Source organism: Cronobacter sp. HA18006, assembly GCF_011605445.1.
GTDB lineage: Bacteria > Pseudomonadota > Gammaproteobacteria > Enterobacterales > Enterobacteriaceae > Cronobacter > Cronobacter sakazakii.
In genome coordinates, this window is the sequence record NZ_JAANQB010000020.1 from 376,126 (window position 1) to 401,522 (window position 25,397).

General features: G+C 57.6%; 17 protein-coding genes, 1 pseudogene and 1 CRISPR repeat array. Of the genes and pseudogenes, 6 read left to right on the forward strand and 12 right to left on the reverse strand.

Annotated features, from left to right (window positions below):
- Positions 1 to 57: 57 nt before the first annotated feature.
- Positions 58 to 918, forward strand: a complete 861-nt coding sequence (gene tesB / locus G9X48_RS10875) for an acyl-CoA thioesterase II (protein ID WP_004386082.1) — start codon at positions 58 to 60, stop codon at positions 916 to 918.
- Between the two features lie 281 nt (positions 919 to 1,199).
- Here tesB and amtB read toward each other — a convergent pair whose 3' ends face one another.
- The 5 genes from amtB to G9X48_RS10900 form a co-directional block, all read right to left on the reverse strand.
- Entirely contained in the window at positions 1,200 to 2,486 is a 1,287-nt protein-coding gene (gene amtB / locus G9X48_RS10880) for an ammonium transporter AmtB (protein ID WP_004387551.1), read from the reverse strand.
- 31 nt (positions 2,487 to 2,517) lie between these two features.
- Complete coding sequence (glnK, locus tag G9X48_RS10885; RefSeq protein ID WP_004387552.1) at positions 2,518 to 2,856, reverse strand: P-II family nitrogen regulator; 339 nt, start codon at positions 2,854 to 2,856, stop codon at positions 2,518 to 2,520.
- 231 nt (positions 2,857 to 3,087) lie between these two features.
- Positions 3,088 to 4,866 carry a SmdB family multidrug efflux ABC transporter permease/ATP-binding protein gene (locus G9X48_RS10890; RefSeq protein ID WP_097640860.1) on the reverse strand — a complete coding sequence of 593 codons (1,779 nt, stop codon included), beginning with the start codon at positions 4,864 to 4,866 and terminating at the stop codon, positions 3,088 to 3,090.
- The gene (locus G9X48_RS10895) at positions 4,859 to 6,634 is read right to left on the reverse strand and encodes a SmdA family multidrug ABC transporter permease/ATP-binding protein (RefSeq protein WP_097640861.1); all 1,776 of its coding nucleotides are present in this window, start codon (positions 6,632 to 6,634) and stop codon (positions 4,859 to 4,861) included. The genes G9X48_RS10890 and G9X48_RS10895 overlap by 8 nt, the downstream gene beginning before the upstream one ends.
- Before the next feature lie 57 nt (positions 6,635 to 6,691).
- Positions 6,692 to 7,153 carry an Lrp/AsnC family transcriptional regulator gene (locus G9X48_RS10900; protein ID WP_004387554.1) on the reverse strand — a complete coding sequence of 154 codons (462 nt, stop codon included), beginning with the start codon at positions 7,151 to 7,153 and terminating at the stop codon, positions 6,692 to 6,694.
- Positions 7,154 to 7,268: 115 nt separating this feature from the next.
- Here G9X48_RS10900 and G9X48_RS10905 point away from each other — a divergent pair, with 115 nt between their 5' ends.
- From G9X48_RS10905 to G9X48_RS21480, 3 genes and pseudogenes are all read left to right on the forward strand, one after another.
- Positions 7,269 to 8,315 (forward strand): PLP-dependent cysteine synthase family protein, encoded by a 1,047-nt coding sequence (locus tag G9X48_RS10905; protein ID WP_097640862.1) that lies wholly within the window; start codon positions 7,269 to 7,271, stop codon positions 8,313 to 8,315.
- 394 nt (positions 8,316 to 8,709) lie between these two features.
- Positions 8,710 to 9,151 (forward strand): annotated as a pseudogene (locus G9X48_RS10910) (hypothetical protein).
- A gap of 11 nt (positions 9,152 to 9,162) precedes the next feature.
- Positions 9,163 to 11,652, forward strand: a complete 2,490-nt coding sequence (locus tag G9X48_RS21480; RefSeq protein ID WP_237728406.1) for a hypothetical protein — start codon at positions 9,163 to 9,165, stop codon at positions 11,650 to 11,652.
- Positions 11,653 to 11,691: 39 nt separating this feature from the next.
- On the opposite strand, the gene cof is transcribed toward G9X48_RS21480, so the two are convergent.
- Positions 11,692 to 12,510, reverse strand: coding sequence for an HMP-PP phosphatase (cof, locus tag G9X48_RS10920; RefSeq protein WP_007865237.1), 819 nt, complete (start codon positions 12,508 to 12,510; stop codon positions 11,692 to 11,694).
- A gap of 91 nt (positions 12,511 to 12,601) precedes the next feature.
- Between cof and G9X48_RS10925 the strand changes: the two genes are divergently transcribed.
- Together G9X48_RS10925 and queC are read left to right on the forward strand one after the other, a co-directional pair.
- The gene (locus tag G9X48_RS10925) at positions 12,602 to 14,332 is read left to right on the forward strand and encodes an SgrR family transcriptional regulator (protein ID WP_097640864.1); all 1,731 of its coding nucleotides are present in this window, start codon (positions 12,602 to 12,604) and stop codon (positions 14,330 to 14,332) included.
- A 29-nt stretch (positions 14,333 to 14,361) separates the two neighbouring features.
- On the forward strand, positions 14,362 to 15,057 hold the full coding sequence (gene queC / locus G9X48_RS10930; protein WP_032989188.1) for a 7-cyano-7-deazaguanine synthase QueC: 696 nt from the start codon (positions 14,362 to 14,364) through the stop codon (positions 15,055 to 15,057).
- Here queC and G9X48_RS10935 read toward each other — a convergent pair.
- From G9X48_RS10935 to lon, 6 genes are all read right to left on the reverse strand, one after another.
- Positions 15,050 to 15,886, reverse strand: a complete 837-nt coding sequence (locus tag G9X48_RS10935) for an MBL fold metallo-hydrolase (protein ID WP_165770544.1) — start codon at positions 15,884 to 15,886, stop codon at positions 15,050 to 15,052. The genes queC and G9X48_RS10935 overlap by 8 nt on opposite strands.
- 114 nt (positions 15,887 to 16,000) lie before the next feature.
- A CRISPR array of direct repeats spans positions 16,001 to 19,140; the repeat unit is 29 nt; unit sequence CGGTTTATCCCCGCTCGCGCGGGGAACAG.
- Between the two features lie 213 nt (positions 19,141 to 19,353).
- Entirely contained in the window at positions 19,354 to 19,752 is a 399-nt protein-coding gene (locus G9X48_RS10940) for a YbgC/FadM family acyl-CoA thioesterase (RefSeq protein ID WP_007902862.1), read from the reverse strand.
- A gap of 123 nt (positions 19,753 to 19,875) precedes the next feature.
- Positions 19,876 to 20,244: a helix-hairpin-helix domain-containing protein gene (locus tag G9X48_RS10945; protein WP_004387725.1), complete on the reverse strand. Its 369-nt coding sequence runs from the start codon at positions 20,242 to 20,244 to the stop codon at positions 19,876 to 19,878.
- Positions 20,245 to 20,390: 146 nt separating this feature from the next.
- Positions 20,391 to 22,268: a peptidylprolyl isomerase gene (gene ppiD / locus G9X48_RS10950; protein ID WP_014729438.1), complete on the reverse strand. Its 1,878-nt coding sequence runs from the start codon at positions 22,266 to 22,268 to the stop codon at positions 20,391 to 20,393.
- 215 nt (positions 22,269 to 22,483) lie between these two features.
- Positions 22,484 to 22,756 carry a nucleoid-associated protein HU-beta gene (gene hupB / locus G9X48_RS10955; RefSeq protein ID WP_004387727.1) on the reverse strand — a complete coding sequence of 91 codons (273 nt, stop codon included), beginning with the start codon at positions 22,754 to 22,756 and terminating at the stop codon, positions 22,484 to 22,486.
- Positions 22,757 to 22,965: 209 nt separating this feature from the next.
- Complete coding sequence (gene lon / locus G9X48_RS10960) at positions 22,966 to 25,320, reverse strand: endopeptidase La (protein ID WP_004387728.1); 2,355 nt, start codon at positions 25,318 to 25,320, stop codon at positions 22,966 to 22,968.
- Positions 25,321 to 25,397: the final 77 nt, after the last annotated feature.

Genomic DNA, 25,397 nt, shown 5'->3' on the forward strand with positions numbered 1-25,397 from the left:
AATCGGGATATATTCATTCGCACGGCTGTGCATTTCCCGGTATGTAGAGGACCCTTTATGAGTCAGGCGCTGAGCAACTTACTCGCGTTATTAAATCTGGAAAAAATTGAAGAAGGGCTCTTTCGCGGCCAAAGCGAAGACCTCGGCTTACGGCAGGTGTTCGGCGGCCAGGTCGTCGGGCAGGCGCTGTACGCCGCCAAAGCAACGGTGCCGGAAGAGCGTCTGGTGCATTCATTCCACAGCTATTTTCTGCGCCCCGGTGACAGCCAGAAACCCATCGTTTATGACGTGGAAGTGCTGCGCGACGGCAATAGTTTTAGCGCGCGGCGCGTGGCGGCTATCCAGAACGGTAAACCGATTTTTTATATGACCGCGTCGTTCCAGGCGCCGGAAAGCGGCTTCGAGCATCAGAAACCCATGCCGCCTGCGCCCGCGCCTGACGGGCTAAAATCGGAAACGGAGATTGCCCGCTCGCTGGCGCACCTTTTGCCGCCGCAGGTGAAGGACAAATTCCTGTGCGATAAGCCGCTGGAGATCCGTCCGGTAGAGTTTCACAACCCGTTAAAAGGCCACACGGCGAAGCCGGAGCGTCAGGTGTGGATGCGCGCCAACGGGCAGATGCCGGACGAGGTGCGCGTGCATCAGTCGCTGCTCGGTTATGCATCGGATTTCAATTTTCTGGTGGTGGCGCTGCAACCGCACGGCGTTGGCTTCCTGGAGCCGGGGATGCAGGTGGCGACCATCGATCATTCGATGTGGTTCCACCGCCCGTTTGATATGAACCAGTGGCTGCTTTACAGCGTGGAGAGTACGTCCGCCTCCAGCGCCCGCGGTTTTGTGCGCGGTGAGTTTTATACGCAGGACGGCGTGCTGGTCGCCTCGACAGTGCAGGAAGGCGTGATGAGAAAACGCGGGTAATTTTTTTGCGACCCGGCGGGTGCGCGTGGCTTACCCGCCCTACGGTTAATACAGTATACGTGAGCGTCTTTTGTAGGGTGGGTAAGCGTCAGCGCACCCACCTTTACATTCATAGCCCCTTTCATGGCGGGTGCGCTGCGCTTACCCGCCCTACGGTTTACTACGGTAATTGTGAGCGTCTTTGTAGGGTGGGTAAGCGCAGCGCACCCACCTTGCCACTCGCCCCCATAAAAAAACCTCCCGCATGCGGGAGGTTTTTTGCTCCGGAGATAACGCCGCTATCAGGCGTTGTAGGCGTTCTCGCCGTGGCTGTTGACGTCCAGCCCTTCGCGCTCCTGCTCTTCGGAGACACGCAGGCCGACGGTCAGATCTGCCGCTTTATAGGCGATAAACGCGACCACCGCAGACCAGACAACGGTGATGGCGATGCTCTCAAGCTGCACCAGCACCTGATGCCCCATCGTCACGCCCGCGGCGTAACCCACGCCGCCAAGCGATGTTGAGGCAAAAATACCGGTCAGGATGCAACCCACAATCCCACAGACGCCATGCACGCCGAATACGTCGCACGGGTCGTCAACGCGCAGCCAGCGTTTAAGCAGCGTGACGCCCCACAAGCCCGCCAGACCTGCCGCGATACCCACGATAAGCGAACCGCCCACGCCGATGTAACCGCACGCAGGCGTTACGCCCACCAGACCGGCAATGGCGCCGGAACACGCGCCCAGCAGCGACGGCTTACCGCGCAGCGCCCATTCGCCAAAGACCCAGGCAAGGATAGCCGCCGCCGTTGCAACAACCGTGTTCACAAACGCCAGACCCGCGATTTCGTTGGCGGCGCTGGCGGAGCCGGCGTTAAAGCCGAACCAGCCGAAATAAAGGATTGCAGTGCCGGTAAAGACCATCGGCAGGTTATGCGGTTTAAACGCTTCTTTGCCGAAGCCAACGCGCTTGCCAACCAGATACGCGCCCACCAGACCCGCTACCGCCGCGTTAATGTGCACCACGGTACCGCCCGCGAAATCCAGCGCGCCGTCAGAGGCCAGCAGGCCGCCGCCCCATACCATATGCGCAATCGGCACATAGGAGAAGGTGAGCCACACCGCCACGAAGATAAGCACGGCCGAGAAGCGGATGCGTTCCGCCAGCGCGCCGACGATAAGCCCCACGGTGATACAGGCGAAAGAGCCCTGGAACGCGACGTGAATGTACTGATAGAAGGTGCCCATCAGGTCGGTAATTTTAATGCCCTTCAGCAGCAGCCAGTCGACGTTGCCAAAGAAGCTGCCGCCGCTGCCGAACGCCAGCGAGTAGCCATAGACCACCCAGAGAACGCAGACCAGCGCGAACGCGACAGACACCTGCGTCAGCATTGAGAGCACGTTTTTCGCGCGGATAAGACCGCCGTAAAACAGCGCAAGCCCCGGGATGGTCATAAACAGCACCAGCGCGGTGCAGATCATCATAAAAGCGTTATCGGCTTTGTCCGCCACCGCGGGCGCCGCCAGGGCGATACCCGGCAGAAGAGCAAGCAGGCCGAAACCCGATTTGAAAGCTGTGTGTTTCATCTTGTGCATTCCTGTAACGGTTGGCCAGAAATCAGAGAGCCGCTTCGTCGGCTTCGCCGGTACGAATACGAATCACGCGTTGCAGTTCGGCGACAAAAATTTTGCCGTCGCCAATTTTTCCGGTCCACGCGGCCTTGCTGACCACCTCAATCACTTCATCCAGCTGATCGTCGGCGATTGCCACGTCGATTTTTACTTTCGGCAGGAAGTTCACGCTGTATTCGGCGCCGCGGTAAAGCTCGGCATGGCCTTTCTGGCGCCCGAACCCTTTCACCTCGGTGACGGTAAGCCCCTGAATGCCAATGGTGGAGAGTGCTTCACGCACGTCTTCCAGTTTGAACGGTTTGATTACCACGGTAACCAGCTTCATAGATCCCCTCCAGTCAGAAATGGGTAATGCGGCAGCGAAGATGATCTGATAAAGCAAGCGGCGTGCCAGAAATAGAAAAGCGCACGGCGATGGCATAAACAGAGGCAAGGAAGCGGGATGAAACGAAGGGATCGCAAAGCAGAAAACAAAAACGCACCATGCGAGTGCACGGTGCGTTACATTTTTGCACCACTAACGATGCGTGTTAGCAGAACGCCTGATTTTGGTGCATCAGGCGCTGAGCGGCTCCTCTTTGGCGGCGGCCTGTAGCTCTTCACCCGCAAGCTGGAGCTGATACATCTGCCAGTAGCGTCCGCGCGCCTCAAGCAGCGCCTGATGGCTGCCCCGCTCTACCGCCTGCCCGCGATGCAACACCAGAATGGTGTCGGCTTCCACGATCGTTGAGAGACGATGCGCGATAACCACCAGCGTCGTGTGCGGCCGGATAGCGGCCAGCGCGTGCTGAATCGCCTGCTCGGTGCCGGAATCAATATTCGCCGTCGCCTCATCAAGGATAAGGATTTGCGGCGCGTCCACCAGCACGCGCGCCAGCGCCAGCAACTGTTTCTGCCCGACGGAGAGATTATTGCCCTGCTCGCCAAGGCGGGTATGAATGCCCTCGATCATGCCGCGCGCCAGCTCGGCCAGTTGTACCGTTTCCAGCACTTCCCAGACGCGCGCTTCGTCGATATCACGCCCGAGCGTGACGTTCGCGAAGAATGAATCGGCCAGCACGACAGGATCCTGCTGCACCATCGCCACGCCTTTACGCAGCACGCCGTGGCTGAGCGAAGCCAGCGGACGGCCATCAAGGCGGATTTCGCCGCTGCTGAGCGGGTAATACCCCATCAGCAGGCTCGCGAGCGTGCTTTTGCCGCTGCCGGTATGACCGACCAGCGCCACGAAGTGACGGGACGGCACCGAGAGCGAAATATCTTTCAGCACCAGCTGATCGTCGCGATAGGCGAAAGAGACGTTATCCACCTCAATCGCGCCGCTCGTCAGCGGGCGCTCGTCGTGGCCGTAATCCTGGCGCGGCCTGTCCATCAGCTCGAACACACGTTCGCCCGCCACCAGCGCCTGCTGCAAAATCGACTGCTGGGTGGTGAGCTCAATCAACGGCTCGTTAAGACGGCCCAGATAGCTGATAAACGCGTAGAGAACCCCCACCTGAATCGTCCCGATGGCGGTAAAGCCGAACAGCATCAGCAGGCCGCACAGCACCAGCGCGGAAAAGAGGCTCAGCAACGGGCGCAGCAGAAAGCCGTCCAGGCGCAGCGTCTGCATTCGCGCCAGATAGTGCGAATGGCTGGCGGCGTTCATGCGCTCGCCAAAACGCGTCTGCTGGCGGAACTGCTGGATGACATTCATCCCGCTGATGACTTCATTAAAGCCGTCGTTGATGTCCGCCAGATAAGTTCGCACCCGGCGCACAATCGGCGTGCTGTAGCGCTGATAAATCATCATGACGATAAGCACCGCCGGGAAGATAGTGATGGCCACCAGCGCCATGCGCCAGTCGAGGCTGAACATCGCCACCAGCATCGCGCCGATAAGCGCGGCGCTGCGCAACACCGTCGCCACGACCGTGACATAGAGATCGCGGATCACCTCGGTATCGTTAGTGACGCGCGAAATCAGCTGCCCCACCGGCTGCGTGTCGAACGCGCTGAGCGGCTGGCGCAGCGCGGCATCCATTACATCAGTACGCAACTGTTGCACCACGCCCACCGCCGCCTGGTTAAACAGCAGCGCCTGCCAGTAATGCAGCCCGGCGGCGAGAATTTGCAGCAGCACGTAGGCGAACGCCAGCCCGGCCACCAGCCCCAGCGGCAGCTGGTTTTTCGCGACCAGGTTGTCGATGAAATAGCTGATGAGCGCGGGGCCGGTCACTTCCGCGGCGGCAGCCACCCACAGCATCAGCACCGCGCCGCCGAGCGGTTTACGCCACGGCGAGCCATACGCCAGCAGACGTTTCAGCGTCGGCCAGCTTTTTACGGTATTACGCATTCAGCGCCTCCTCATCGTGCTCTTCCGGCGCGTCGTCCAGCGCCGCTTCGAGCTGCTGATAGCGATACATATCCCGGTACCAGCCGGGCTGTGCCGCAAGCGCCTCATGACGCCCGCGCTGCGCCACCTGGCCGTGTTGCAGCACCAGAATTTCGCTGGCTTCGGTCAGCGCCGAGAGCCGGTGCGCGCTGATGATGACAGTACGGTTTTCGCCCCACTGGCGCAGGTTATGCAGAATCTGGTGTTCAGTACGCCCGTCAACGGCGGAGAGCGCGTCATCCAGCACCAGAATTTCGGCCTCCAGCAGCAGCGCGCGGGCAATAGAGATGCGCTGCTTCTGCCCGCCGGAGAGCATCACGCCGCGCTCGCCGACCTGGGTGTCATACCCCTGCGGCAGACGCAGAATATCGTCATGCACGCAGGCGAGTTTCGCCGCCTGTTCTATCTCTTCCTGCGTGGCGTCCGGCTTGCCAAGCGCGATATTGCTGGCGACCGTATCGGAGAATAAGAACGGCGTCTGGTTGACGACCGCAAGCCGTCCACGCCAGTCATCCAGATGCACGCGGTCAAGCGAGACGTCATGGAACGTAATCTCCCCTGCGTCGAGATCGAAATGGCGCTGGATAAGCGACAGCACGCTGGTTTTCCCGGCGCCGGTCGGGCCGCACAGCCCCAGCATCTGGCCGGGTTTCAGCGTGAACTGCACGTTACGCAGCGTATCGCGGGCGGCATGCGGATAGCGGAATTCGCGGATAGCCACGTTCAGCACACCGCGCCCGGCGGGCAGCGATGCCTGGCCATCTTTCACTACCGGCGCCTCCGCCAGCAGCGCGCGAATGCGGCTGTACGCCGCACTACCGCGCTCGACAATGTTAAACATCCACGCCAGCGCCAGCATTGGCCAGATCATCAGGCCCAGATACATCGTAAAGCTGGTGAGCTGGCCGAGCGTCAGCGTGCCATTCATCACCATCCAGCTGCCGCCGCCGATAGCCAGCAGGTTCGCCATGCCAATCGCGATATAAATCGTCGGGTCGAAACGGGCGTCCACGCGCGCCACACGCAGGTTTTTCACGCCGGTATCGCGCGCGTCTTCAGAAAACAGCGCCGACTGTCTGTCTTCCAGGCCGAACGCTTTAATCATGCGGATGCTGGTCAGGCTCTCCTGCGTTCTGTCATTCAGCGACGAAAACGCCGCCTGCGCGGCTTTGAAGCGGTGATGTAGCTGATCGCCGTAGCGCTTGATGACAATCGCCATCACCGGCATCGGCAACAGCGCCAGCAGCGTGAGCTGCCAGCTGATCTGCGTACACATGATGACCAGCACCGCGCAGCCCATCACCAGCGAATCGACCAGCGTGAGCACGCCCTCGCCAGCGGCGAAGACCACGCGGTCAACATCGTTAGTGGCGCGCGCCATCAAATCACCGGTGCGGTGACGCAGATAAAACTCCGGATGCTGGCGGCTGAGCTGGCGGTAAAAATCGCGCCGCAGTTCAACGGCAAGCTGATAGGACGCGCCAAAAAGCAGCACACGCCAGACGTAGCGCAGCAGATAAACCACTATCGCAATCACCACCAGCAGGCCCACCCACAGCAGCACCTGGCGCGTGGTGTAGTGGTGTTGAGTGACGCCATCGACAACGTAGCCCACCACTTTTGGCGGCACCAGTTGCAGAATGGCGATAACAATAAGCAGGGCAACCGCGCCGAGGTAGCGACGCCACTCCCGGCTAAAATACCAGCTTAACTGAGCAAATAATCGCACGCGAAATTCCTGATTGGTCTGATGATAAAGCGCGGGCGTCGTGGCAAGCCAGACGGTTCAGCGCTTAAGCGGCAGGGCCGTGGTGTATTTTATCTGCTCCATGGCGAAGCTCGAGGTGACATCTGACAGCCCCGGCACCCGGTTGACCAGACGTTTATAAAAGTCATCATAGCTTTTCATATCGGCCACCTGTACCCGCATAAGGTAGTCGTATTCGCCCGCCATGCGCCAGAAACCGAGCACTTCCGGCATCTCCTCCACCACCGCGACAAACTGACTGTACCAGTCGCTGCTGTGATGCTGCGTTTTGATCAGCATAAAAGCGGTGAGGCCGAGGCCGAGTTTTTCCGGGTCGAGCAGCGCGACGCGCTTAATAATATAGCCGTCATCTTCAAGCCGCCGGAGCCGCTTCCAGCAGGGCGTCGTCGTCAGATTAACGGCATCGGCGAGCGCCTGCAAAGAGAGCGTCGCGTCCTCCTGAAGCAGCGCCAGCAGTCTGCAATCAATTTTATCTAACATTCCCGATTCCTGTAGAAAATTTTCCTCTCATATCAGCAACAGGCAGGCTAAATGGCAACTTATTTTCCTGAAAGATGCTTTACGCTGGGCACAAATTGATAAACCGGAACGTATCATGTCCAGCACCTGGGTTCACCACGCCATTAATGAGATCCACGCCGACGCCCGGCGATCCGCGGATACCCATTTGATCCGCTTTACCCTGCCCGCCTTTCCGGGCATCTGGTTCTATCTGAAAGATGAAAGCACGCACCCTACCGGCAGCCTGAAACACCGCCTGGCGCGCTCGCTGTTTTTATACGGCCTGAGCAACGGCTGGATCCGCGAAGGCACGCCTATTATCGAGGCCTCTTCCGGCTCAACCGCGGTTTCGGAAGCCTGGTTTGCCCGCATGCTGGGCCTGCCGTTTATCGCCGTGATGCCCGCCTGTACCGCACGGCGCAAAGTGGAACAGATTGAGTTTTACGGCGGCCGCTGCCACTTCGTGCAGAGCGCCTGTGAAATTTACGAGGCCTCCGAGGTGCTCGCCCGCGAGCTGCGTGGCCGTTATATGGATCAGTTTACCTACGCCGAGCGCGCGACCGACTGGCGCGGCAACAACAATATCGCCGACAGTATTTTCCGGCAGATGGCAGGCGAGCCGCACCCGGTTCCTGATTACATCGTGATGAGCGCCGGTACCGGCGGTACATCGGCCACCATTGGCCGCTATCTGCGTTATCAGGGGCACGCCACGCGCCTGATGGTGGTCGACCCTGAGAACTCGGTGTTTTACGATTACTGGCAGCAGCGCGACAGCGAGCTGAAAAGCAATGTAGGCAGCCGCATCGAAGGCATTGGCCGTCCGCGCGTTGAGCCCTCTTTTATTCCTGATGTTATCGATGAAATGTTGCAGGTGCCGGATGCCGCGAGCGTGGCGGCGATGCAATGGCTTAGCGAACTGCTGGGCCGCAAAGTGGGTGCTTCCACCGGCACCAACATGTGGGGCGCGCTGCAGCTGGCCGCGCGGATGCGTGAAGAAGGCCGCAGCGGCGCTATCGTTACGCTGCTGTGTGACAGCGGCGAGCGGTATCTGGAAACTTATCACAACCCGGAATGGGTGGCGGCCTCGATTGGCGATATCACGCCCTGGCGCGCAGCCATTCAGGAACTCGTGGGTTAAGATGGAAAGGTGAAGATCAAAGCGGCGAACCTTCGCCGCTTTTTATATGCATCATGCTTTTAAATTTATGTCACGCCCTGTTTATTCCAAAAATATAAAATAAAAACATTCCTGAAATCTATGCATATAATTTATTGATAAAATAAAACAATACAACTCCATCGTAATTATTAATTTTCATACTTTTGAAATAGCGAAGAATCACTTTTAAGAATTTATTAAAATCTATCTTGATAAACTCTGTATAAAATCACCTTTCTTTCTCCCGGTATGCTGGCCTAATGCAGCGCGCTGTTTGTGGTTAGCCAGTCTATTACTGGACATATTTCGGATCATCCCGGCCAGATTGCGCAGGGATTGCTGGCATTCTGTAATCAGACACATAAGAGATAATATGTTGGACAAAAAAATCCTTTATATCGCTGCGATGATGATGTCTTTAAGCGCCTGTACCACCGCCCCTAAAAGAAAGCGCCCCGGTAAAAAGCAATGTGTCGCAGACGCCTGTCGTCCCCGCACAGCCTGCCCCGACGCCGGTTGAATCCATGAATCAGTTAGCCCCCGTCAGCAGTGATACCAAACTGCGTCTTGAACGCTGCCTCGCGGAGACTAAACACCTTTCAGATATTAACCATGAAAAATATCGTGAGCAGATCGACACGCTGTACCACAGCATTAAAGCGACACAATATTACGCCTCTATCAGTAACGATCTGTCCAATATTATGGTGGAAACCATCACTCCGCTGTATCAATTCCGCGTCAATGACGCCTGCAATACAATTTCGCAGTCTCTTCTGGCCGAACTGAAAAAAGGCGCAGGGCTTGCTAAATGAGAGGTGATGGGATGAAGGGAAGCATCAAAAGCCATAAAAGCGCGATCGCTGTTTTACTGGCGCTCGCACTGAGCGGACAGTCGTCCTGGGCTGCGCAAAATAGCGCTGCCGTTCAGGGAAATGATTTTCTGTCGTCAATACAGCAAATCGAAGTGAAGCAGATAGACTTCCCTGCCCCCACCCATCGTCAACAAACGCCATCCGCTTCCCGGGCGCAAATTAACGATCTCCAGCAGGAGATCGCTCGCCTGAAAAAACAGCTTAAAGCTGCGGAACAAGAGAAGAAAAGCCTCAGCGCCCCCGGCGATCTTCAGGCGCAAAATACGCAACTGTTGAAAGACAACAGCGCGCTTGCGAAAGAGAACGACCGCCTCTCCCGCAGCCTACAAAACGCGCAGCGCGAACAAGGTGCTACCAGCACGCAACAGGCCGCGCGCATTGAAGCGCTGGAGCAGAAAACCGCGGAGCTTCAGGCGTCGCTTGCCAGCAAAACCGAAGAACTGGCGCAACTCAAAAAATCAAGCAACAGCCAGGCGGCGAGCGAAAGCGCACTGCAAAAACAGATTGCGCGTCTTGAAACAGAAAAAGTCGCCATCGCAGAGCGTAATACGAAAGACACCGCGCGTTTTAACCACGATATGCAGGCACTGCGCAATGAACTTAATAAGCGCGCTGATGAACTGGTGGCGCTGAAAAATGCGGGCGATAAACGCGCGCAGAGCCAGACCGCGTTGCAAAAACAGCTGGCGCAACTGGAGAAAGAGAAAGCGGCGCTGACGGCGCAAAACGCTCAACTCTCTGAAGAAGCGAATAACAAAGCGCAGGCGCTGCAGGCAGAGCTTGATAAACGCAGCGCCGAACTCGCCGCGCTCCAGAAGGCAGGCAGTGAGCGCGAGAAGAGCCAGAGCGATTTGCAAAAACAGATGGCGCAGCTGGAAAAAGAGAAAACGGCGCTGACGGCGCAAAGTGCGCAGGGCATCGATGCCGCAAATAAAAAAGCGCAGGCGCTGCAGGCGGAGCTCGATAAACGCACCGCCGAACTCGCCGCGCTCCAGAAGACAGGCAGCGAGCACGAGAAGAGCCAGAGCGCGCTGGAAAAACAGCTTGCACAACTGGAGCGCGAGAAAACGGCGCTGACGGCGCAAAATGAGAAGAGCATCGGTGCACTGAACAAACAGCTCGCGCAGCTTGAGGAAGAGAAAGCCTCGCTCACCGAGCAGAACAGCCTGCTGATGAAGAACAGCTCGCTTAGCAAAGAAGAGAAAGCGAAACTGCAAAAAGCGCAGGCGGAGCAGACCGCGTTGCTTGAGAAAAATCAGGCGGCAGAAGCCGCGCTTAAGGCGCAGATAGCCGCTCTTACGGAAAAACTCAACGCCTCGACAACACTTGCCGCCACCTCGCAGGAAAAAGTCGCGGCCCTTGCCACTGAGCTTGCCACCCTGAAAGGCAGCCAGAGCGAAAAAGCGCAGGCGCTGCAGAGCCAGCAACAGCAGGCCGCGCAGATTGCTGCGGCGAAAGAAGCGCTCACTCAGCACCTTGCTACCGCCCAGGCAGATATCGCTACGCTGAAGCAGTCGCTGGCAGACAAAGAGAACCGTTTACAGCAGTCGGATAAAGCGCTGCTCGCGCTGAAAGAAGAGGCGCAGTCGGCCAAAGCGCTAACTACCGCCTCCGCTACCAGCCAGCAAAAAACACAGGCTGAGCTGGAAGCCCTTAAACACGCGAATGAAGAACTTAACGCTAAACTGGCCAGCCTGAGTGCGGAAAACACGGCGCAAAAAGCGCAGGCCGAGAAAGAAAAAGCAGAGCTGCTGGCGCAGGCGGAAAAACTGAAAGCCGACGCGGCAACGCAGGCGCAAACAGTGGCGGCGACGAAATCTGAAGCGGAAGTCAGCGCCGCGGCGCTTAAGGATAAAGCCAATAAGCAGTCCTATGCGAACGGCGTGATGTTCTCAAGGCTGGTGCAAAAGAGCATGGATCAGATGGCTGATCTTGGCATTAAAACCAATCTCCCCATCCTGCTGGCAGGCATTAAAGACGGCCTGGCGCAAAAAGTCGCGGTCGAGCCAAAAACGCTGCTGTCGCTGCATGAGTCGATGCTGAAAGAGCTTTCGAGTCGCGAAGAGAAAAAGTATCAGGCGGGTATTGATCAGCTTGAAAAAGCCACCGCGAAGAAAAAACTGCTCAAGCGTAATAAATCGCTGTTCTTTGTGCAGGCGAAGGCTGGCAAAAAAGCCATCGCGCCGGGCGAGACCGTTAACGTCACGTTTAAAGAGGCAACGTATGAAGGCCGCGTGATCAACAATAACGCCAATGTGCCGGTCACCTATGACGAAAACCTGCCGTATATCTTCCAGCAGGCGCTGGAGCTCGGTAAACGGGGCGGTGTGATGGAGGTTTACTGCTTCGCAGGCGATCTCTATAACCCGGATACCATGCCGCCGGATCTCTTCAACTATTCACTGATGAAGCTGACGGTCACTATCAGCGGTGGGAAATAAAAAAAGCCGGGGGTTACCCCGGCTTGCTGGAATGCCTCATCATTCGGGGGAATAATCAAGGTGTGGATGGTCCAGCCAATGCGTCAAATAGTGGGCGACCGCCTGTCTGCTGCAGTGCCCGATCACTGGCAGATGCGGGAGCTCTGCCAGAAGCTGCGGCATCGCGTTGCCCATAATCAGCCCCTTCCCTGCCAGCGATAACATTTCGCGGTCGTTCATGGCGTCACCAAACGCCATACAATCCGCCATCGTAATGCCCAGATGCTGGCTCAACGCCTGCAGCGCCGCGCCTTTATTACACCCCGGCGGCAGCACCTCCAGACAGTCGAGCGCGGAAAAGCAAATATGCGCCTGCGAACCAAGCGCCTGAGAAAGCTTAACGCGCAGCTCACAGAGCGCGTCGTGATCGGCGACAAAGCAGATTTTCGTTACCTGATGGGCGGGAAGCCGCTTCAGATCGGTGAGCTGATAGCGAAACCCGCTCCAGGCGTGCGCATCCAGCAGCGCCGGATCGTCGTTATCCGTCAGCCAGCCGCTGTCGTTAAACACGTGCAGGCTGGCTGATGTATCCCAGTGGCCATGCAGCACCGCTTCCGCGACCTGCGGCGATAAATCTTCTGCGAACAGCAGCTCGCCCGACGGCGCATGAATACGCGTACCGTTGCCGGTAATGAGGAACGCCTCCAGCGCGATTTTTTGCAACATCTGCCGCATTTCCAGCAAATGGCGACCGGTTGCAAACGCCAGCGTCACGCCGCGCTGATGCAAACGGTGCAGCGCCATCTGTGTGGCTTCACCAAGCTGATGGTCAGGCATCAGCAGCGTGCCATCCATATCAAAAGCAGCCAGTCGCGCCATGGTTCGTCTCCCTCTGTCGGTTGACTTGCAGTATTGCCTGGCATATACGGAACTAATAGTGAAGAGTTAGGAAAAATCGTTCCGGGTTTATATGCGCCTTCTGAACCGACTTAATCAATTTCAGCGTTTGTGGCAGCCTTCTGAGGGCGCGCCGCAGGCCGTGACCATCAGCGAGCTCGCCGCGCGTTGTTTTTGCAGTGAACGCCACATGCGCACGCTGCTTCGCCAGCTTGAACAGCACGGCTGGCTGCGCTGGCGCGCGCAGTCGGGACGCGGCAAGCGGGGCGAGCTGATCTTTCTGGTATCGCCGCACACCGTGCGCGCCAGCATGATGGAAACGGTGTTAAGCCAGGGGCAGACGCATAATGCGCTGGCGCTCGCACAACTGGCGTCCGGGCAACTGCGCCAGTTACTGCATCCGTTTCTGGGCGGCCAGTGGCATAACGACACGCCGACGCTGCGCATTCCCTACTACCGCCCGCTGGAGACGCTAAAGCCTGGCTTTTTGCCCGGCCGCGCCGAGCAGCATCTCGCCCGCCAGATTTTCAGCGGCCTGACGCGTTTTAACCCCGACACCGCGCGCCCGGAAGGCGATTTAGCCCACCACTGGCGCGTTTCGCCGGACGGGCTCAGCTGGTGGTTTTATCTGCGCCCTACCCTGCACTGGCACAATCACGAGTCAATAGACGCCTGGCAACTCCGCCAGCGGCTGCAACACCTGCTTGAGCTGGAGACGCTGCGCCAGCTGTTCGCGAGCGTCAGCGAGATTACGGTGGAGCACAAACACTGCCTGCGTTTTGAACTCACGCGCCCGGATCACTGGCTCGCATGGCGTCTTGCCAGCCACGGCTGTTATCTGGCGCACCCGGAAGATACGACCATCGGCAGCGGGCCGTTCCGGCTCGCCACGTTTACGCCTGAGCTGGTGCGCATCGAAAACCACGATCGCTGTCATCTCGGGCATCCGTTGCTGAACGCGATTGAATACTGGATAACGCCCGGACTCTTCGACAGCGCGCTCGGCACCAGCTGTCGGCACCCGGTACAGATAGCCATCGGGCAGCAGGAAGAGCTCGTGCATCTGCGCCCCGTCAGCAACAGCATCAGCCTCGGGTTCTGTTATCTCGGCATCCGGCAAAACGGACGGCTCTCACACGCGCAGGCGCGCTGGCTGATGCAACGGGTTCACCGCAGCGGCATGATAGATTCCCTGCCGCTTGATGAGCATCTGATTACGCCAAGCAGTGAGCTGCTGCCGGGCTGGCATCTGCCGCAATGGCCCGACGAGCCTCCGCCACCGCTGCCGCCATCGCTGACGCTGGTCTATCATCTGCCGGTGGAACTGCCGGTAATGGCACGCCAGCTTCAACATGAGCTGGCACAGCGTGGATGCACGCTCACGCTGCATTTTCATAACGCGAAAAACTGGGACGGCTGTACGCAACTGGCGCAGGCGGATATCGTCATGGGTGACAGGCTGATTGGCGAAGCGCCGGAATATACGCTGGAGCAGTGGCTGCGCTGCGATCCGCTCTGGCGGCATCTGTTAACAGGCCCACAGCGGGCGCATCTGGAAGCCACTCTTGACGCGGTGCAAAGCCACCCTGATGAACAGAGCCGTCACGCGGCGCTGCGCGAAGTATGGCAGACGCTGATGCACGACGCCGTTATCATTCCGCTCTTTAATTATCGCTACCAGATAAGCGCGCCGCCGGGCGTGAACGGCATCGAACTGAACGCGCTCGGCTGGTTTGATTTTAGCCGCGCGTGGCTGCCGCCGCCGCAAGAAGCTGGTGGACGCGACGGTGCGGCGCTACCATAACGGTTTTGCTACTCAATGACAGGGGCTTTATGAAACGTGCCGTTGTGGTCTTCAGCGGAGGCCAGGACTCCACCACCTGCCTGATTCAGGCGTTACATCAATATGATGAAGTGCATTGCGTCACGTTCGATTACGGCCAGCGTCATCGCGCGGAGATTGATGTCGCCAGCGCCCTTGCCGCATCGCTGGGCGCACGGGCGCATAAAGTGCTGGATGTGACGCTGCTTAACGAACTCGCGGTCAGCAGCCTGACGCGCGACAGCATCCCGGTGCCGGATTACGATCCTGACGCCGAAGGCTTGCCGAGCACTTTCGTGCCTGGCCGCAATATTCTCTTCCTGACGCTGGCCTCGATTTACGCGTATCAGGTGCAGGCGGAGGCGGTGATTACCGGCGTGTGCGAGACCGATTTCTCCGGCTATCCGGATTGCCGCGATGAATTTGTCAAAGCGCTGAATCATGCCGTCGCGCTCGGCATGGCGCGCGACGTGCGTTTTGAAACGCCGCTGATGTGGCTTAACAAAGCCGAAACCTGGGCGCTCGCCGATTACTGGGGCAAGCTTGATGTCATCCGCCGCCAGACCCTGACCTGCTATAACGGTATTCAGGGCGATGGCTGCGGCGAATGCGCGGCCTGCCACCTGCGCGCCAACGGCCTTAGCCAGTATGAGGCCGATAAGCCTGCCATCATGGCGGCCATGAAACAGAAAACCGGGCTTAAATAGCCAGGTTTTTCCCGCTCAGGCGTTCAAATTCGCGGGCGTCGTGGCTGCAAAACAGCGTCACGCCCGCGCTGGCGTCAGCGGCCAGAAGCCGAAGGCGCTTCTGGTTCGCAAGCCTCGCGGCTTTATCTTTTTGCATCATCCACTGATAAAAGCGCAGGCCCGGCGTACAGTGCGGGTCTGCCGCCATTTCATCGCGATAGAACCACGCATCACCGCCGTGCAGTAACCAGCCCTGCGGCGTATCAATCGCCACACCTGCGTGCCCTTCCGTATGCCCCGGTAGCGGGATCAACAGAATTTCTGGCGGCAAACCATCGAGCGCGCGCACCGCGCTGAAACCAAACCACGCCTCGCCATGCGGATGATAGCCATGCCAGCCGGAACGATTTCCCCATTGCCCCGGACGATAGCGCGCGCTGTCAAGCCACATGCCGCGCCCTTCTGCAGCCGTCATTTCACGCTGCATCAGATGCACCTGCGCCTGCGGGAAATCGCTCAGCCCACCCGCATGATCGAAATCCAGATGCGTCAGCACAATGTGTCGGACGTCCTCCGGCTTAAAGCCGAGCGCTTTAATATGGTGCAGCGCCGTTAATGATTCCCGGTACTGGATATTATTCAGCGCCCGGAAAAAGAGTGGTAAACGGCGGCGCGGATGGCGCATATCGTCACAGCCAAAGCCGGTATCCACCAGCACCAGCCCGTGATGGTCGGTTTCAATCAGCAGGCAGTGGCAGATGAGGTGCGCATGCAGCCCTTTACTGAAGCCATCGTACAGCGCGCCGCCCAAAGGACACATACAACCGCAGTTGAGATGGTGTACTCGCATAGCCTCTCCTTCGTTGCGCAGTGTTCAAAATTTAATAAGGGCTTTGAAGTATAAACGTTGCTGAAGATTGTGGCGGGAAAGGGGGCGGTGATTGACAGGCGCGAAGAGCTTGGGCGGTTTATTACGGCTGGCGGGGCACGGAGATTTTGCAGCGTGTTCGCCAGGTCAGCGTTCGGTTTATCCCCGCTCGCGCGGGGAACGGGCTGGTTGCTGCAGCGTACCTGCTGCGAGCGTTCGGTTTATCCCCGCTCACGCGGGGAACGGGCTGGTTGCTGCAGCGTACCTGCTGCGAGCGTTCGGTTTATCCCCGCTCGCGCGGGGAACGGATGTGCGCCGGCACGTTGAAAATACTGGCGATCGGTTTATCCCCGCTCGTGCGGGGAACAGGATGAAGACCTGTTGCCTCTTTGCTCGAAAATCGGTTTATCCCCGCTCGTGCAGGGAACAGAATCATAGGTTAAATATGCTCAATTTCGAAAACGGTTTATCCCCGCTCGCGCGGGGAACAGGGTTCGAGGGTTTCGCGGTGGAGTGCAACCGCCGGTTTATCCCCGCTCGCGCGGGGAACGGAATTCCTCAATTTTAGGCATTCAGATGATAACCGGTTTATCCCCGCTCGCGCGGGGAACAGGGTATCCTGCGCAACGGTGCGATACGTCGCGCCGGTTTATCCCCGCTCGCGCGGGGAACAGTCCTGTTAAGATTGGCAGAAGCGTCCGATGGCCGGTTTATCCCCGCTCGCGCGGGGAACAGAATAACCAGGCCTGCAGGGAATACCGCCGCGGCGGTTTATCCCCGCTCGCGCGGGGAACAGGTCTGGCTGGGCGTTGATTTGGCGATCTCCTGCGGTTTATCCCCGCTCGCGCGGGGAACAGCGATCAAGTTAGGCGGCGCAAAAGTCTCACACCGGTTTATCCCCGCTCGCGCGGGGAACAGATGACAGCCTGCCCGATATCGATGATCGCATTCGGTTTATCCCCGCTCGCGCGGGGAACAGACCAGCGCCAGCGCAACGTTACCTGGATCTGCCGGTTTATCCCCGCTCGCGCGGGGAATAGTGGCGGCGGGTATTTGGGGTTAAATGCCACCCCGGTTTATCCCCGCTCGCGCGGGGAACAGAAAGCTGGCGTATTCCTTACCCGTGGCACGCACGGTTTATCCCCGCTCGCGCGGGGAACAGAGTGGTCTCGATATCCACCAGTTGCCAGTTGTCGGTTTATCCCCGCTCGCGCGGGGAACAGGAGGGCATGAAGCTGGCAACGACCTGGCTAGCCGGTTTATCCCCGCTCGCGCGGGGAACAGTTCAAAAAACGGCAATAGCACTGTTATCACTTCGGTTTATCCCCGCTCGCGCGGGGAACAGGACAAGCGCAAAATGCTGGCGCTGATTCCCTACGGTTTATCCCCGCTCGCGCGGGGAACAGTTTGTCGTATTTGCGGCGTTTACGCTGACCAGCGGTTTATCCCCGCTCGCGCGGGGAACAGTTTGCCGCGGTATACCCGCGGCGGGAGAATTGCGGTTTATCCCCGCTCGCGCGGGGAACAGAAAACATACGGTTTTGGTAAGAAAATGGACCGCGGTTTATCCCCGCTCGCGCGGGGAACAGAGTAGCGAATGCTGGGAGGTTGCCAGAGACTGCGGTTTATCCCCGCTCGCGCGGGGAACAGCGCCACGTTCCCGGCAGGGTAACCGCCGTTTCAGGTTTATCCCCGCTCGCGCGGGGAACAGAATAACATAGCTATATATTACTCACGCTGGATCGGTTTATCCCCGCTCGCGCGGGGAACAGATCACGTAGGCGCATGGCTGCAGAACGTCAGCCGGTTTATCCCCGCTCGCGCGGGGAACAGCTGATTCAGGTCTATGCCGTCTCTCTCATGGCCGGTTTATCCCCGCTCGCGCGGGGAACAGGTATGTACCGTCAGTGTTTCCTCCCCGCGGATCGGTTTCTCCCCGCTCGCGCGGGGAACAGATCATCGGTGCCAAGTAATTCTTTTTGCAGCACGGTTTATCCCCGCTCGCGCGGGGAACAGTTCATACATGTCCGTCATTCCGTCAAAGCGTCCGGTTTATCCCCGCTCGCGCGGGGAACAGACCCAGGTATCCAGGTGTTGTAGAGTCAGTTTCGGTTTATCCCCGCTCGCGCGGGGAACAGTCGATATGAACGTTTATTTCCGGCGCTGGCTGCGGTTTATCCCCGCTCGCGCGGGGAACAGTCGACCATTCAGCTTCTGACCACTGAGCCTGCCGGTTTATCCCCGCTCGCGCGGGGAACAGTCGGCTGCCGCCGCTCGCTGAGTTGCGCGAACCGGTTTATCCCCGCTCGCGCGGGGAACAGAACAACGTGCTGCAGCTCGACGACGAACGCAGCGGTTTATCCCCGCTCGCGCGGGGAACAGCGGTATATAACGCGACTTCGCCCGACTCCAGGCGGTTTATCCCCGCTCGCGCGGGGAACAGATACGCTGGTGGACGGTAAGAAGGTGTCGATTCGGTTTATCCCCGCTCGCGCGGGGAACAGCCTCGCCCGCTGCGCTCTCATAGTATGTCATACGGTTTATCCCCGCTCGCGCGGGGAACAGGACATGATCGCATTCGGTATCGTGGCAAAGTCCGGTTTATCCCCGCTCGCGCGGGGAACAGGATAACTGGCGCGACAATGCAGACGCGAGATTCGGTTTATCCCCGCTCGCGCGGGGAACAGCCATTCGGGAAATCCTTGAGCGCGGTAAAGCTCGGTTTATCCCCGCTCGCGCGGGGAACAGTTTTTCCTTGCGTTGAAGCGCGGAACCGACTCCGGTTTATCCCCGCTCGCGCGGGGAACAGACAATCACGACCACCGCGCCGGGTGGTAGATGCGGTTTATCCCCGCTCGCGCGGGGAACAGGTAACTGAACACCTCCCCGCACCGTCTACGCGCGGTTTATCCCCGCTCGCGCGGGGAACAGATAGAGTGGCGCTATTACGGCATAAAAACCGACGGTTTATCCCCGCTCGCGCGGGGAACAGGTATCGCGCCGCCACCCGCGCGCAACGGCAGGCGGTTTATCCCCGCTCGCGCGGGGAACAGAGATACGTGAATCGGCTCGGCGTTTGAGTTGGCGGTTTATCCCCGCTCGCGCGGGGAACAGTTGCAGATAGTTACCGGCTAGGATGAAGATGTCGGTTTATCCCCGCTCGCGCGGGGAACAGGGCTGCCTGTTTAGTCACTAATTCCTCGATTGCGGTTTATCCCCGCTCGCGCGGGGAACAGACTAAAAGTAACCCTTTGTACTGAATGGCATTTTTTCGCCTTCCACATCCTACCAACATTTTTACAACAACCCATCTTGTTAAAGAACGGCTGCCCTGTTGATTTTGAAGGCGTTTTTTCGCGACGCTTGTGGGCTGTTAACATCTACCGGATTGTTCACCCTGTGCGGTGATAAATCCATGATTGCCAGCACAAGCGCCACTATTGCAGAATTTACCCTGTGATTTTTTCCAGTTTTTCACGCAGCTCGCCCTCAATCGGTAAGGCTTTCTGCGTTTTCAGATCGATACACACGAAGGTGATCAGCGCATCGGCGACCACTTCGCCTTCCGGCTCAAGCGTAATGACCTGGCTTAAGACCCCGCTTTTACCGTTAAGCTGCTTCACCTGGCTCGTCACAGTCAGCAGATCGCCAAGCACGGCGGGCCGACGGTAGTTGATATTGATATTGGCGACAATAAACGCGATGTTGTTCGCCATCATCCATTTAAAGCTTTCATCGTTTTCCAGCCCATCCCAGCGGGCTTCTTCAAGAAATTCCAGATAACGCGCATTGTTCACGTGCTGATAAACATCCATGTGATACCCGCGCACTTTGATTTGAGTCTGCATAGCGCTTGAACCTTTTCTTTTTGTAAGGGATACAGAGTGATATAAAAACAGAGGTTACACCACTGGTATGACCTCTTTAGTCTGGCAAAGTTTTTCAACTCTGCAAGCGTGGATGACTAACGATTAGAGGCGGATCCGGGAAAGATTACGTTCGACGAGCGAATTCCCCATTCCCGGCACCTGTTTTAAATCCTCAATAGACTTAAACGGACCATACTCTTCGCGATAGCTGACGATAGACTGCGCTTTCTTTTTACCCACGCCGTTCATCGCCTGTGCCAGTTCATCCGCCGTCGCGGTGTTAATGCTAACGGTTTCTTCTGGCGCATCCGCCGTGGTTTCCGGCTTCGCCTGTGGCGTAGTGGCGGCGGTTTTTTCTTTTACCGGCTCCGCCTGGGTTTTTCCTGCTGATGGTGCCGCGATAGCTGCGGTGCAAAAAGTGCCGCCAGCCAGCGCGACGGCGAGACATAAGGCTTTGATTCCACGTTTCATGCTGTGTTCTCCTTGTTTGTTAACAGCCTCGCCACCTTAAGCGGAGAGAGAAACAGGCTCAAATGTCAGATTTCAAAAATGGAAAAGGCCGCGAAAGCGGCCTTTGGTATTTGCAGTGAGTTGCAGAAATGGTGCGAGACGTCTCGTTATTGCTGCGGCGGTGCGCCCGCATCGCCAAGTTTGATTTTGGCGTCTTTACGCAGGCCTTTCAGCAGCGCGTCGAAGGCAATCTCCGCATTGTTCTGGGTCAGACGCTGCGCCATCGCTTTCTTCTGAGCGTCCGGCATGGTGCCGCTACGCACTTCATCGAGCGCCAGCAGAACCACGTTGCCCTGCATGTCGTTGCCGATGCCATAGCTCGGTTTATCTTTGGCTGGCAGCGGCAGAGCGAACACCGGCTGCGTCAGCGTATCCTGCGTGGTGCGCTCAAAGGTTTTCACCGGGCTGAAAGCAATGCCTGCCGCTTTCAGCGCCTCGTCACCTTTGCCCGCTTTCAGCGCGCTCAGCAGATTTTGCGCTTCTTCATTTGCCGCTTTCAGCGCCTTCTGGTGTTTCACCAGTGCCGTCACCTGATCTTTCACCTCTGCCAGCGGTTTTTCCGCCTGCGGTTTGTGATCGGTAATACGCAGCACGAATGCACGATCGCCATCAACGGTGATGATGTCTGAGTTGCTGCCCGGCGTGCCGTTTTCACCCAGCAGGTTGCCGCCAAACACAGCGTCAGTCACTGGCTTAAAGTTAATTTCCTCAGGCACCGCGTCACGGCTGAACCAGCCGGTTTCCACCGCTTTCACGCCCGCGGCTTTCTCGGCGCTGGCCAGCGATTCGTTATCATTGTTCGCTGCATCGCTCACTTTACGCTGCAGTGCGAAGAAGGCGTCCAGCGCTTTCTCCTGCTTCACTTTCGCGCTGATGTCGTTATGCACTTCAGAAAGCGGCTTCACGGTGGCTGGCGTGATGTCGTCAAGACGTACAATCAGGAAGCCCACGGAGGATTTGATAACGTCAGAAAGCTGGCCTTTCTCTTTCAGACCGGCGTTTTTGAACTCATCCGGCGTGGTGCCAGGCTCCAGCCAGCCCATGTCGCCGCCGTTGCGGGCAGTGATGACATCAACCGATTTCTCTTTGGCAAGCGTTGCGAAATCCGCGCCCTGTTTGAGCTGCGCGAGAATGGCTTTCGCTTCATCTTCGGTTTTAGTCTGGATCAGGCTGTAGCGGTTGCGCTGCGGCTGACCAAATTCATCCTGATGTTTGTCGTAGTACGCCTGGATTTCATCTTCGCTGGCGTTCTCAGCGAGGGCTGCGGCATCAAGCTTGATGTAGCTTACGCGGAACTGCTCAGGCGACTGGAAATTATTGGTGTGCTGCTGGTAGTAGTCTTTGATTTCCTGTTCGGAAACCTGCTGCTTCTGAGCCAGCGCATCGACCGCGATGGTCGCCGTGCGAACCTGGCGCTGCTGGGCAAAGAGCGCAGCAAATTGATCGCTTTCGCCCGGCAGAATGAAGTCGCTGCCCATCACGGCGCTGACCAGTTGGTCAGTCGTGAGCTGATTACGCAGCGCCTGCGCGTACTGATCGGCGCTCATGCCCATGCTGGTGATAATAGCGTTGTAGCGCGCGTTATCGAATTTACCGTCGCTCTGGAACGCTGGGTTTTTGAAAATCGACTGGCGCACCTGCTCATCGCTGATGTTGAGATGCAGCGAACGCGCGTATTGATCAATCAGCGCTTCGTCAATCAGCCCCTGCAGCGCGCGCTGGCGCAGCTCGGCCATATATTGTTCATTGGACGCGAGCTCAGAGAAACGGTCGCCCAGTCTTCTCTCAAGGTTGTTGCGCTCGATGTTGACCGCGTTTTCAAGCTGGGCCCGACTGATTTCCTGGTCGTTAACTTTCGCGGCATAGTTGCTGTTACCGCCAATCAGGTAGTTACTCACGCCAGTCAGTACGAATGACAGGATAATCAAACCCAGAATGATCTTGAGCACGACGTGATTCGCCGCCGCGCGTAAATTGTCCATCATGGTGTAACAACACTCCGCTGTAGAATGACAGGTAGAACTCGCACAGAAACATGGCGACATCCGCTGGGCCGCTGCGCGCAAAGGCGTATTGTGACAAGAAACCGGGGCGGTTGTCAGCCCATATCCGCAGATTACTCATCCAGAAAGAAAAAAGGCACATCTTATGATGCGCCTTGTTTTTTTATCCTCTGGCTGTGCTGACGCCAGCCACAGGATCAGTTAACCGCGTCTTTCAGCGCTTTACCGGCACGGAAACCCGGAACTTTCGCAGCCGCGATGGTGATTTCCTTGCCCGTCTGTGGGTTGCGGCCAGTGCGGGCAGCGCGTTCACGAACGGAAAAAGTACCAAAGCCAACCAGCGCGACTTCATCCCCGGACTGCAGAGATTCAGTCACGGAATCAATCAAAGCATCTAACGCACGTCCAGCCGCTGCTTTAGAAATATCGGCACCTGCGGCAATTTTGTCTATCAGTTGAGATTTATTCACTCTTCTCTTCCTCTCTTTATATTTTATATCGCACCGGGATCCTTCAGGGTGCGACCGCGCAGCAGTTATAACAGTCCTCACATGCCCTTACAACAGGAGTTGTTGATGGCACCCCAGACCGGCAATCTAAATTAGCTATACAAAAAAAGGCTGGCAAGTACGAAAGCACTTACCAGCCCTGTTTTTCTCAGCGCGCTTGCGTCAGGTCACTATTTTGCGGTGGCGACCTGCATGCCGTACGGCGCGTTTTGCAGCGCCAGCGTCAGCACTTCTTCGATGCGCTTAACCGGGTGGATATCCAGATCGGCAATCACGTTCTCCGGAATCTCTTCCAGGTCGCGTTTGTTTTCATCCGGGATCAGCACGGTTTTGATGCCGCCACGGTGCGCCGCCAGTAGTTTCTCTTTCAGGCCGCCAATCGGCAGCACCTGACCACGCAGCGTGATTTCACCGGTCATCGCCACATCGGCGCGCACCGGGTTGCCGGTCAGGCAGGAGACCAGCGCGGTGCACATCGCGATACCGGCGCTCGGGCCATCTTTCGGCGTGGCACCTTCCGGCACGTGAACGTGAATATCACGTTTCTCGTAGAAGTCGCTGTTGATGCCAAGCTTCTCAGCACGCGCGCGAACGACCGTTAACGCCGCCTGGATAGATTCCTGCATCACTTCACCCAGTGAACCGGTGTAAGTCAGTTTGCCTTTGCCCGGCACGCACGCGGTTTCGATGGTCAGCAGATCGCCGCCCACTTCCGTCCACGCCAGGCCCGTTACCTGCCCTACGCGGTTTTCGCTGTCGGCGCGGCCATAGTCGAAGCGCTGCACACCCAGGAAATCTTTCAGGTTTTCACCGGTGATTTCGATGCGTTTGAGCGATTTATCCAGCAGCAGCTGTTTTACCGCTTTACGGCACAGTTTAGAGATTTCACGCTCAAGGCTACGCACGCCCGCTTCGCGAGTGTAGTAACGGATGATGCCGATAATGGCGCTGTCATCGACGTTAATCTCATTCTCTTTCAGAGCGTTACGCTCGATCTGCTTCGGTAGCAGGTGGCGCTTCGCGATGTTGAGTTTTTCATCTTCGGTGTAACCGGACAGACGGATCACTTCCATACGATCCAGCAGCGGCGCCGGAATGTTCATGGAGTTAGACGTCGCGACGAACATGACGTCGCTTAAGTCGTAATCCACTTCCAGGTAGTGATCGTTAAAGGCCACGTTCTGTTCCGGATCGAGCACTTCCAGCAGGGCGGAAGCCGGATCGCCACGCATGTCAGACGACATTTTGTCGATCTCATCGAGCAGGAACAGCGGGTTTTTCACGCCCACTTTAGCCATTTTCTGAATCAGCTTACCCGGCATGGAGCCGATGTAAGTGCGGCGGTGACCGCGGATTTCCGCTTCGTCACGCACGCCGCCGAGCGCCATACGGACATATTTACGACCGGTCGCTTTGGCGATGGACTGACCGAGCGAGGTTTTACCTACCCCCGGCGGCCCCACCAGGCAGAGGATCGGCCCTTTGATTTTGTTAACACGACTCTGAACCGCGAGGTATTCCAGAATGCGGTCTTTGACGCGCTCAAGGCCGTAGTGGTCGGTATCCAGGATCTCCTGGGCCTGACGCAGGTCTTTTTTGACTTTGCTGCGCGCGTTCCACGGCACCTGCACCATCCAGTCGATATAACCGCGCACCACGGTCGCTTCGGCGGACATCGGGGACATCATTTTCAGCTTCTGCAGCTCGGCTTCGGCTTTCTCTTTCGCCTCTTTCGGCATTTTGGCCGCGTCGATTTTACGCTTCAGCGCTTCATTTTCGTCCGGCGCGTCGTCCATTTCGCCGAGCTCTTTCTGAATGGCTTTCATTTGCTCGTTCAGATAGTACTCGCGCTGGCTTTTTTCCATCTGTTTTTTGACGCGATTACGAATGCGTTTCTCAACCTGCAGCAGGTCGATTTCCGATTCCATCATCGCCATCAGGTATTCCAGACGTTCGTTGATGTCGGACATCTCCAGCACCGACTGCTTGTCGCTGAGCTTCAGCGGCATGTGCGCGGCGATGGTATCCGCAAGACGCGCCGGATCGTCGATGCTGTTAAGCGACGTCAGCACTTCTGGCGGGATTTTTTTGTTCAGCTTGATGTAGCCTTCGAACTGGCTAATCGCGGTGCGCACCAGCACTTCCTGCTCGCGCTCGTCAATAGCCGGCGATTCGAGGTATTCCGCTTTCGCCGCGAAATGGTCGCCGTTGTCGGAAAGCGTGGTAATACGCGCGCGCTGCAAACCTTCGACCAGCACTTTGACGGTGCCGTCCGGCAGTTTCAGCATTTGCAAAATAGACGCCACGGTACCGACGGTAAACAGATCGTTCACGCCCGGCTCATCCGTTGAGGCTTCTTTCTGCGCCACCAGCATGACTTTTTTGTCATTATCCATGGCGGCTTCAAGACAACGAATAGACTTTTCCCGTCCCACAAACAAAGGGATAACCATGTGCGGATAAACCACCACATCGCGCAATGGCAATACGGGGATTTCAATGCGTTCAGAACGCTCAGGATTCATAGAGCTCTCTCTTAGTTTAGTTTCCGCCTGGTGATGGGGCGCATGTGAACGCACTTCACGGCATCACCAATTAAGTA

What these genes read in the sequence shown, in the direction of transcription:
- tesB (WP_004386082.1), top strand. Translation starts at nt 58, where the DNA reads ATGAGTCAGGCGCTGAGCAACTTACTCGCGTTATTAAATCTGGAAAAA.
- amtB (WP_004387551.1), bottom strand. Translation starts at nt 2,486, where the DNA reads ATGAAACACACAGCTTTCAAATCGGGTTTCGGCCTGCTTGCTCTTCTG.
- glnK (WP_004387552.1), bottom strand. Translation starts at nt 2,856, where the DNA reads ATGAAGCTGGTTACCGTGGTAATCAAACCGTTCAAACTGGAAGACGTG.
- G9X48_RS10890 (WP_097640860.1), bottom strand. Translation starts at nt 4,866, where the DNA reads ATGCGTAATACCGTAAAAAGCTGGCCGACGCTGAAACGTCTGCTGGCG.
- G9X48_RS10900 (WP_004387554.1), bottom strand. Translation starts at nt 7,153, where the DNA reads ATGTTAGATAAAATTGATTGCAGACTGCTGGCGCTGCTTCAGGAGGAC.
- G9X48_RS10905 (WP_097640862.1), top strand. Translation starts at nt 7,269, where the DNA reads ATGTCCAGCACCTGGGTTCACCACGCCATTAATGAGATCCACGCCGAC.
- G9X48_RS21480 (WP_237728406.1), top strand. Translation starts at nt 9,163, where the DNA reads ATGAAGGGAAGCATCAAAAGCCATAAAAGCGCGATCGCTGTTTTACTG.
- cof (WP_007865237.1), bottom strand. Translation starts at nt 12,510, where the DNA reads ATGGCGCGACTGGCTGCTTTTGATATGGATGGCACGCTGCTGATGCCT.
- G9X48_RS10925 (WP_097640864.1), top strand. Translation starts at nt 12,602, where the DNA reads ATGCGCCTTCTGAACCGACTTAATCAATTTCAGCGTTTGTGGCAGCCT.
- queC (WP_032989188.1), top strand. Translation starts at nt 14,362, where the DNA reads ATGAAACGTGCCGTTGTGGTCTTCAGCGGAGGCCAGGACTCCACCACC.
- G9X48_RS10935 (WP_165770544.1), bottom strand. Translation starts at nt 15,886, where the DNA reads ATGCGAGTACACCATCTCAACTGCGGTTGTATGTGTCCTTTGGGCGGC.
- G9X48_RS10940 (WP_007902862.1), bottom strand. Translation starts at nt 19,752, where the DNA reads ATGCAGACTCAAATCAAAGTGCGCGGGTATCACATGGATGTTTATCAG.
- G9X48_RS10945 (WP_004387725.1), bottom strand. Translation starts at nt 20,244, where the DNA reads ATGAAACGTGGAATCAAAGCCTTATGTCTCGCCGTCGCGCTGGCTGGC.
- ppiD (WP_014729438.1), bottom strand. Translation starts at nt 22,268, where the DNA reads ATGATGGACAATTTACGCGCGGCGGCGAATCACGTCGTGCTCAAGATC.
- lon (WP_004387728.1), bottom strand. Translation starts at nt 25,320, where the DNA reads ATGAATCCTGAGCGTTCTGAACGCATTGAAATCCCCGTATTGCCATTG.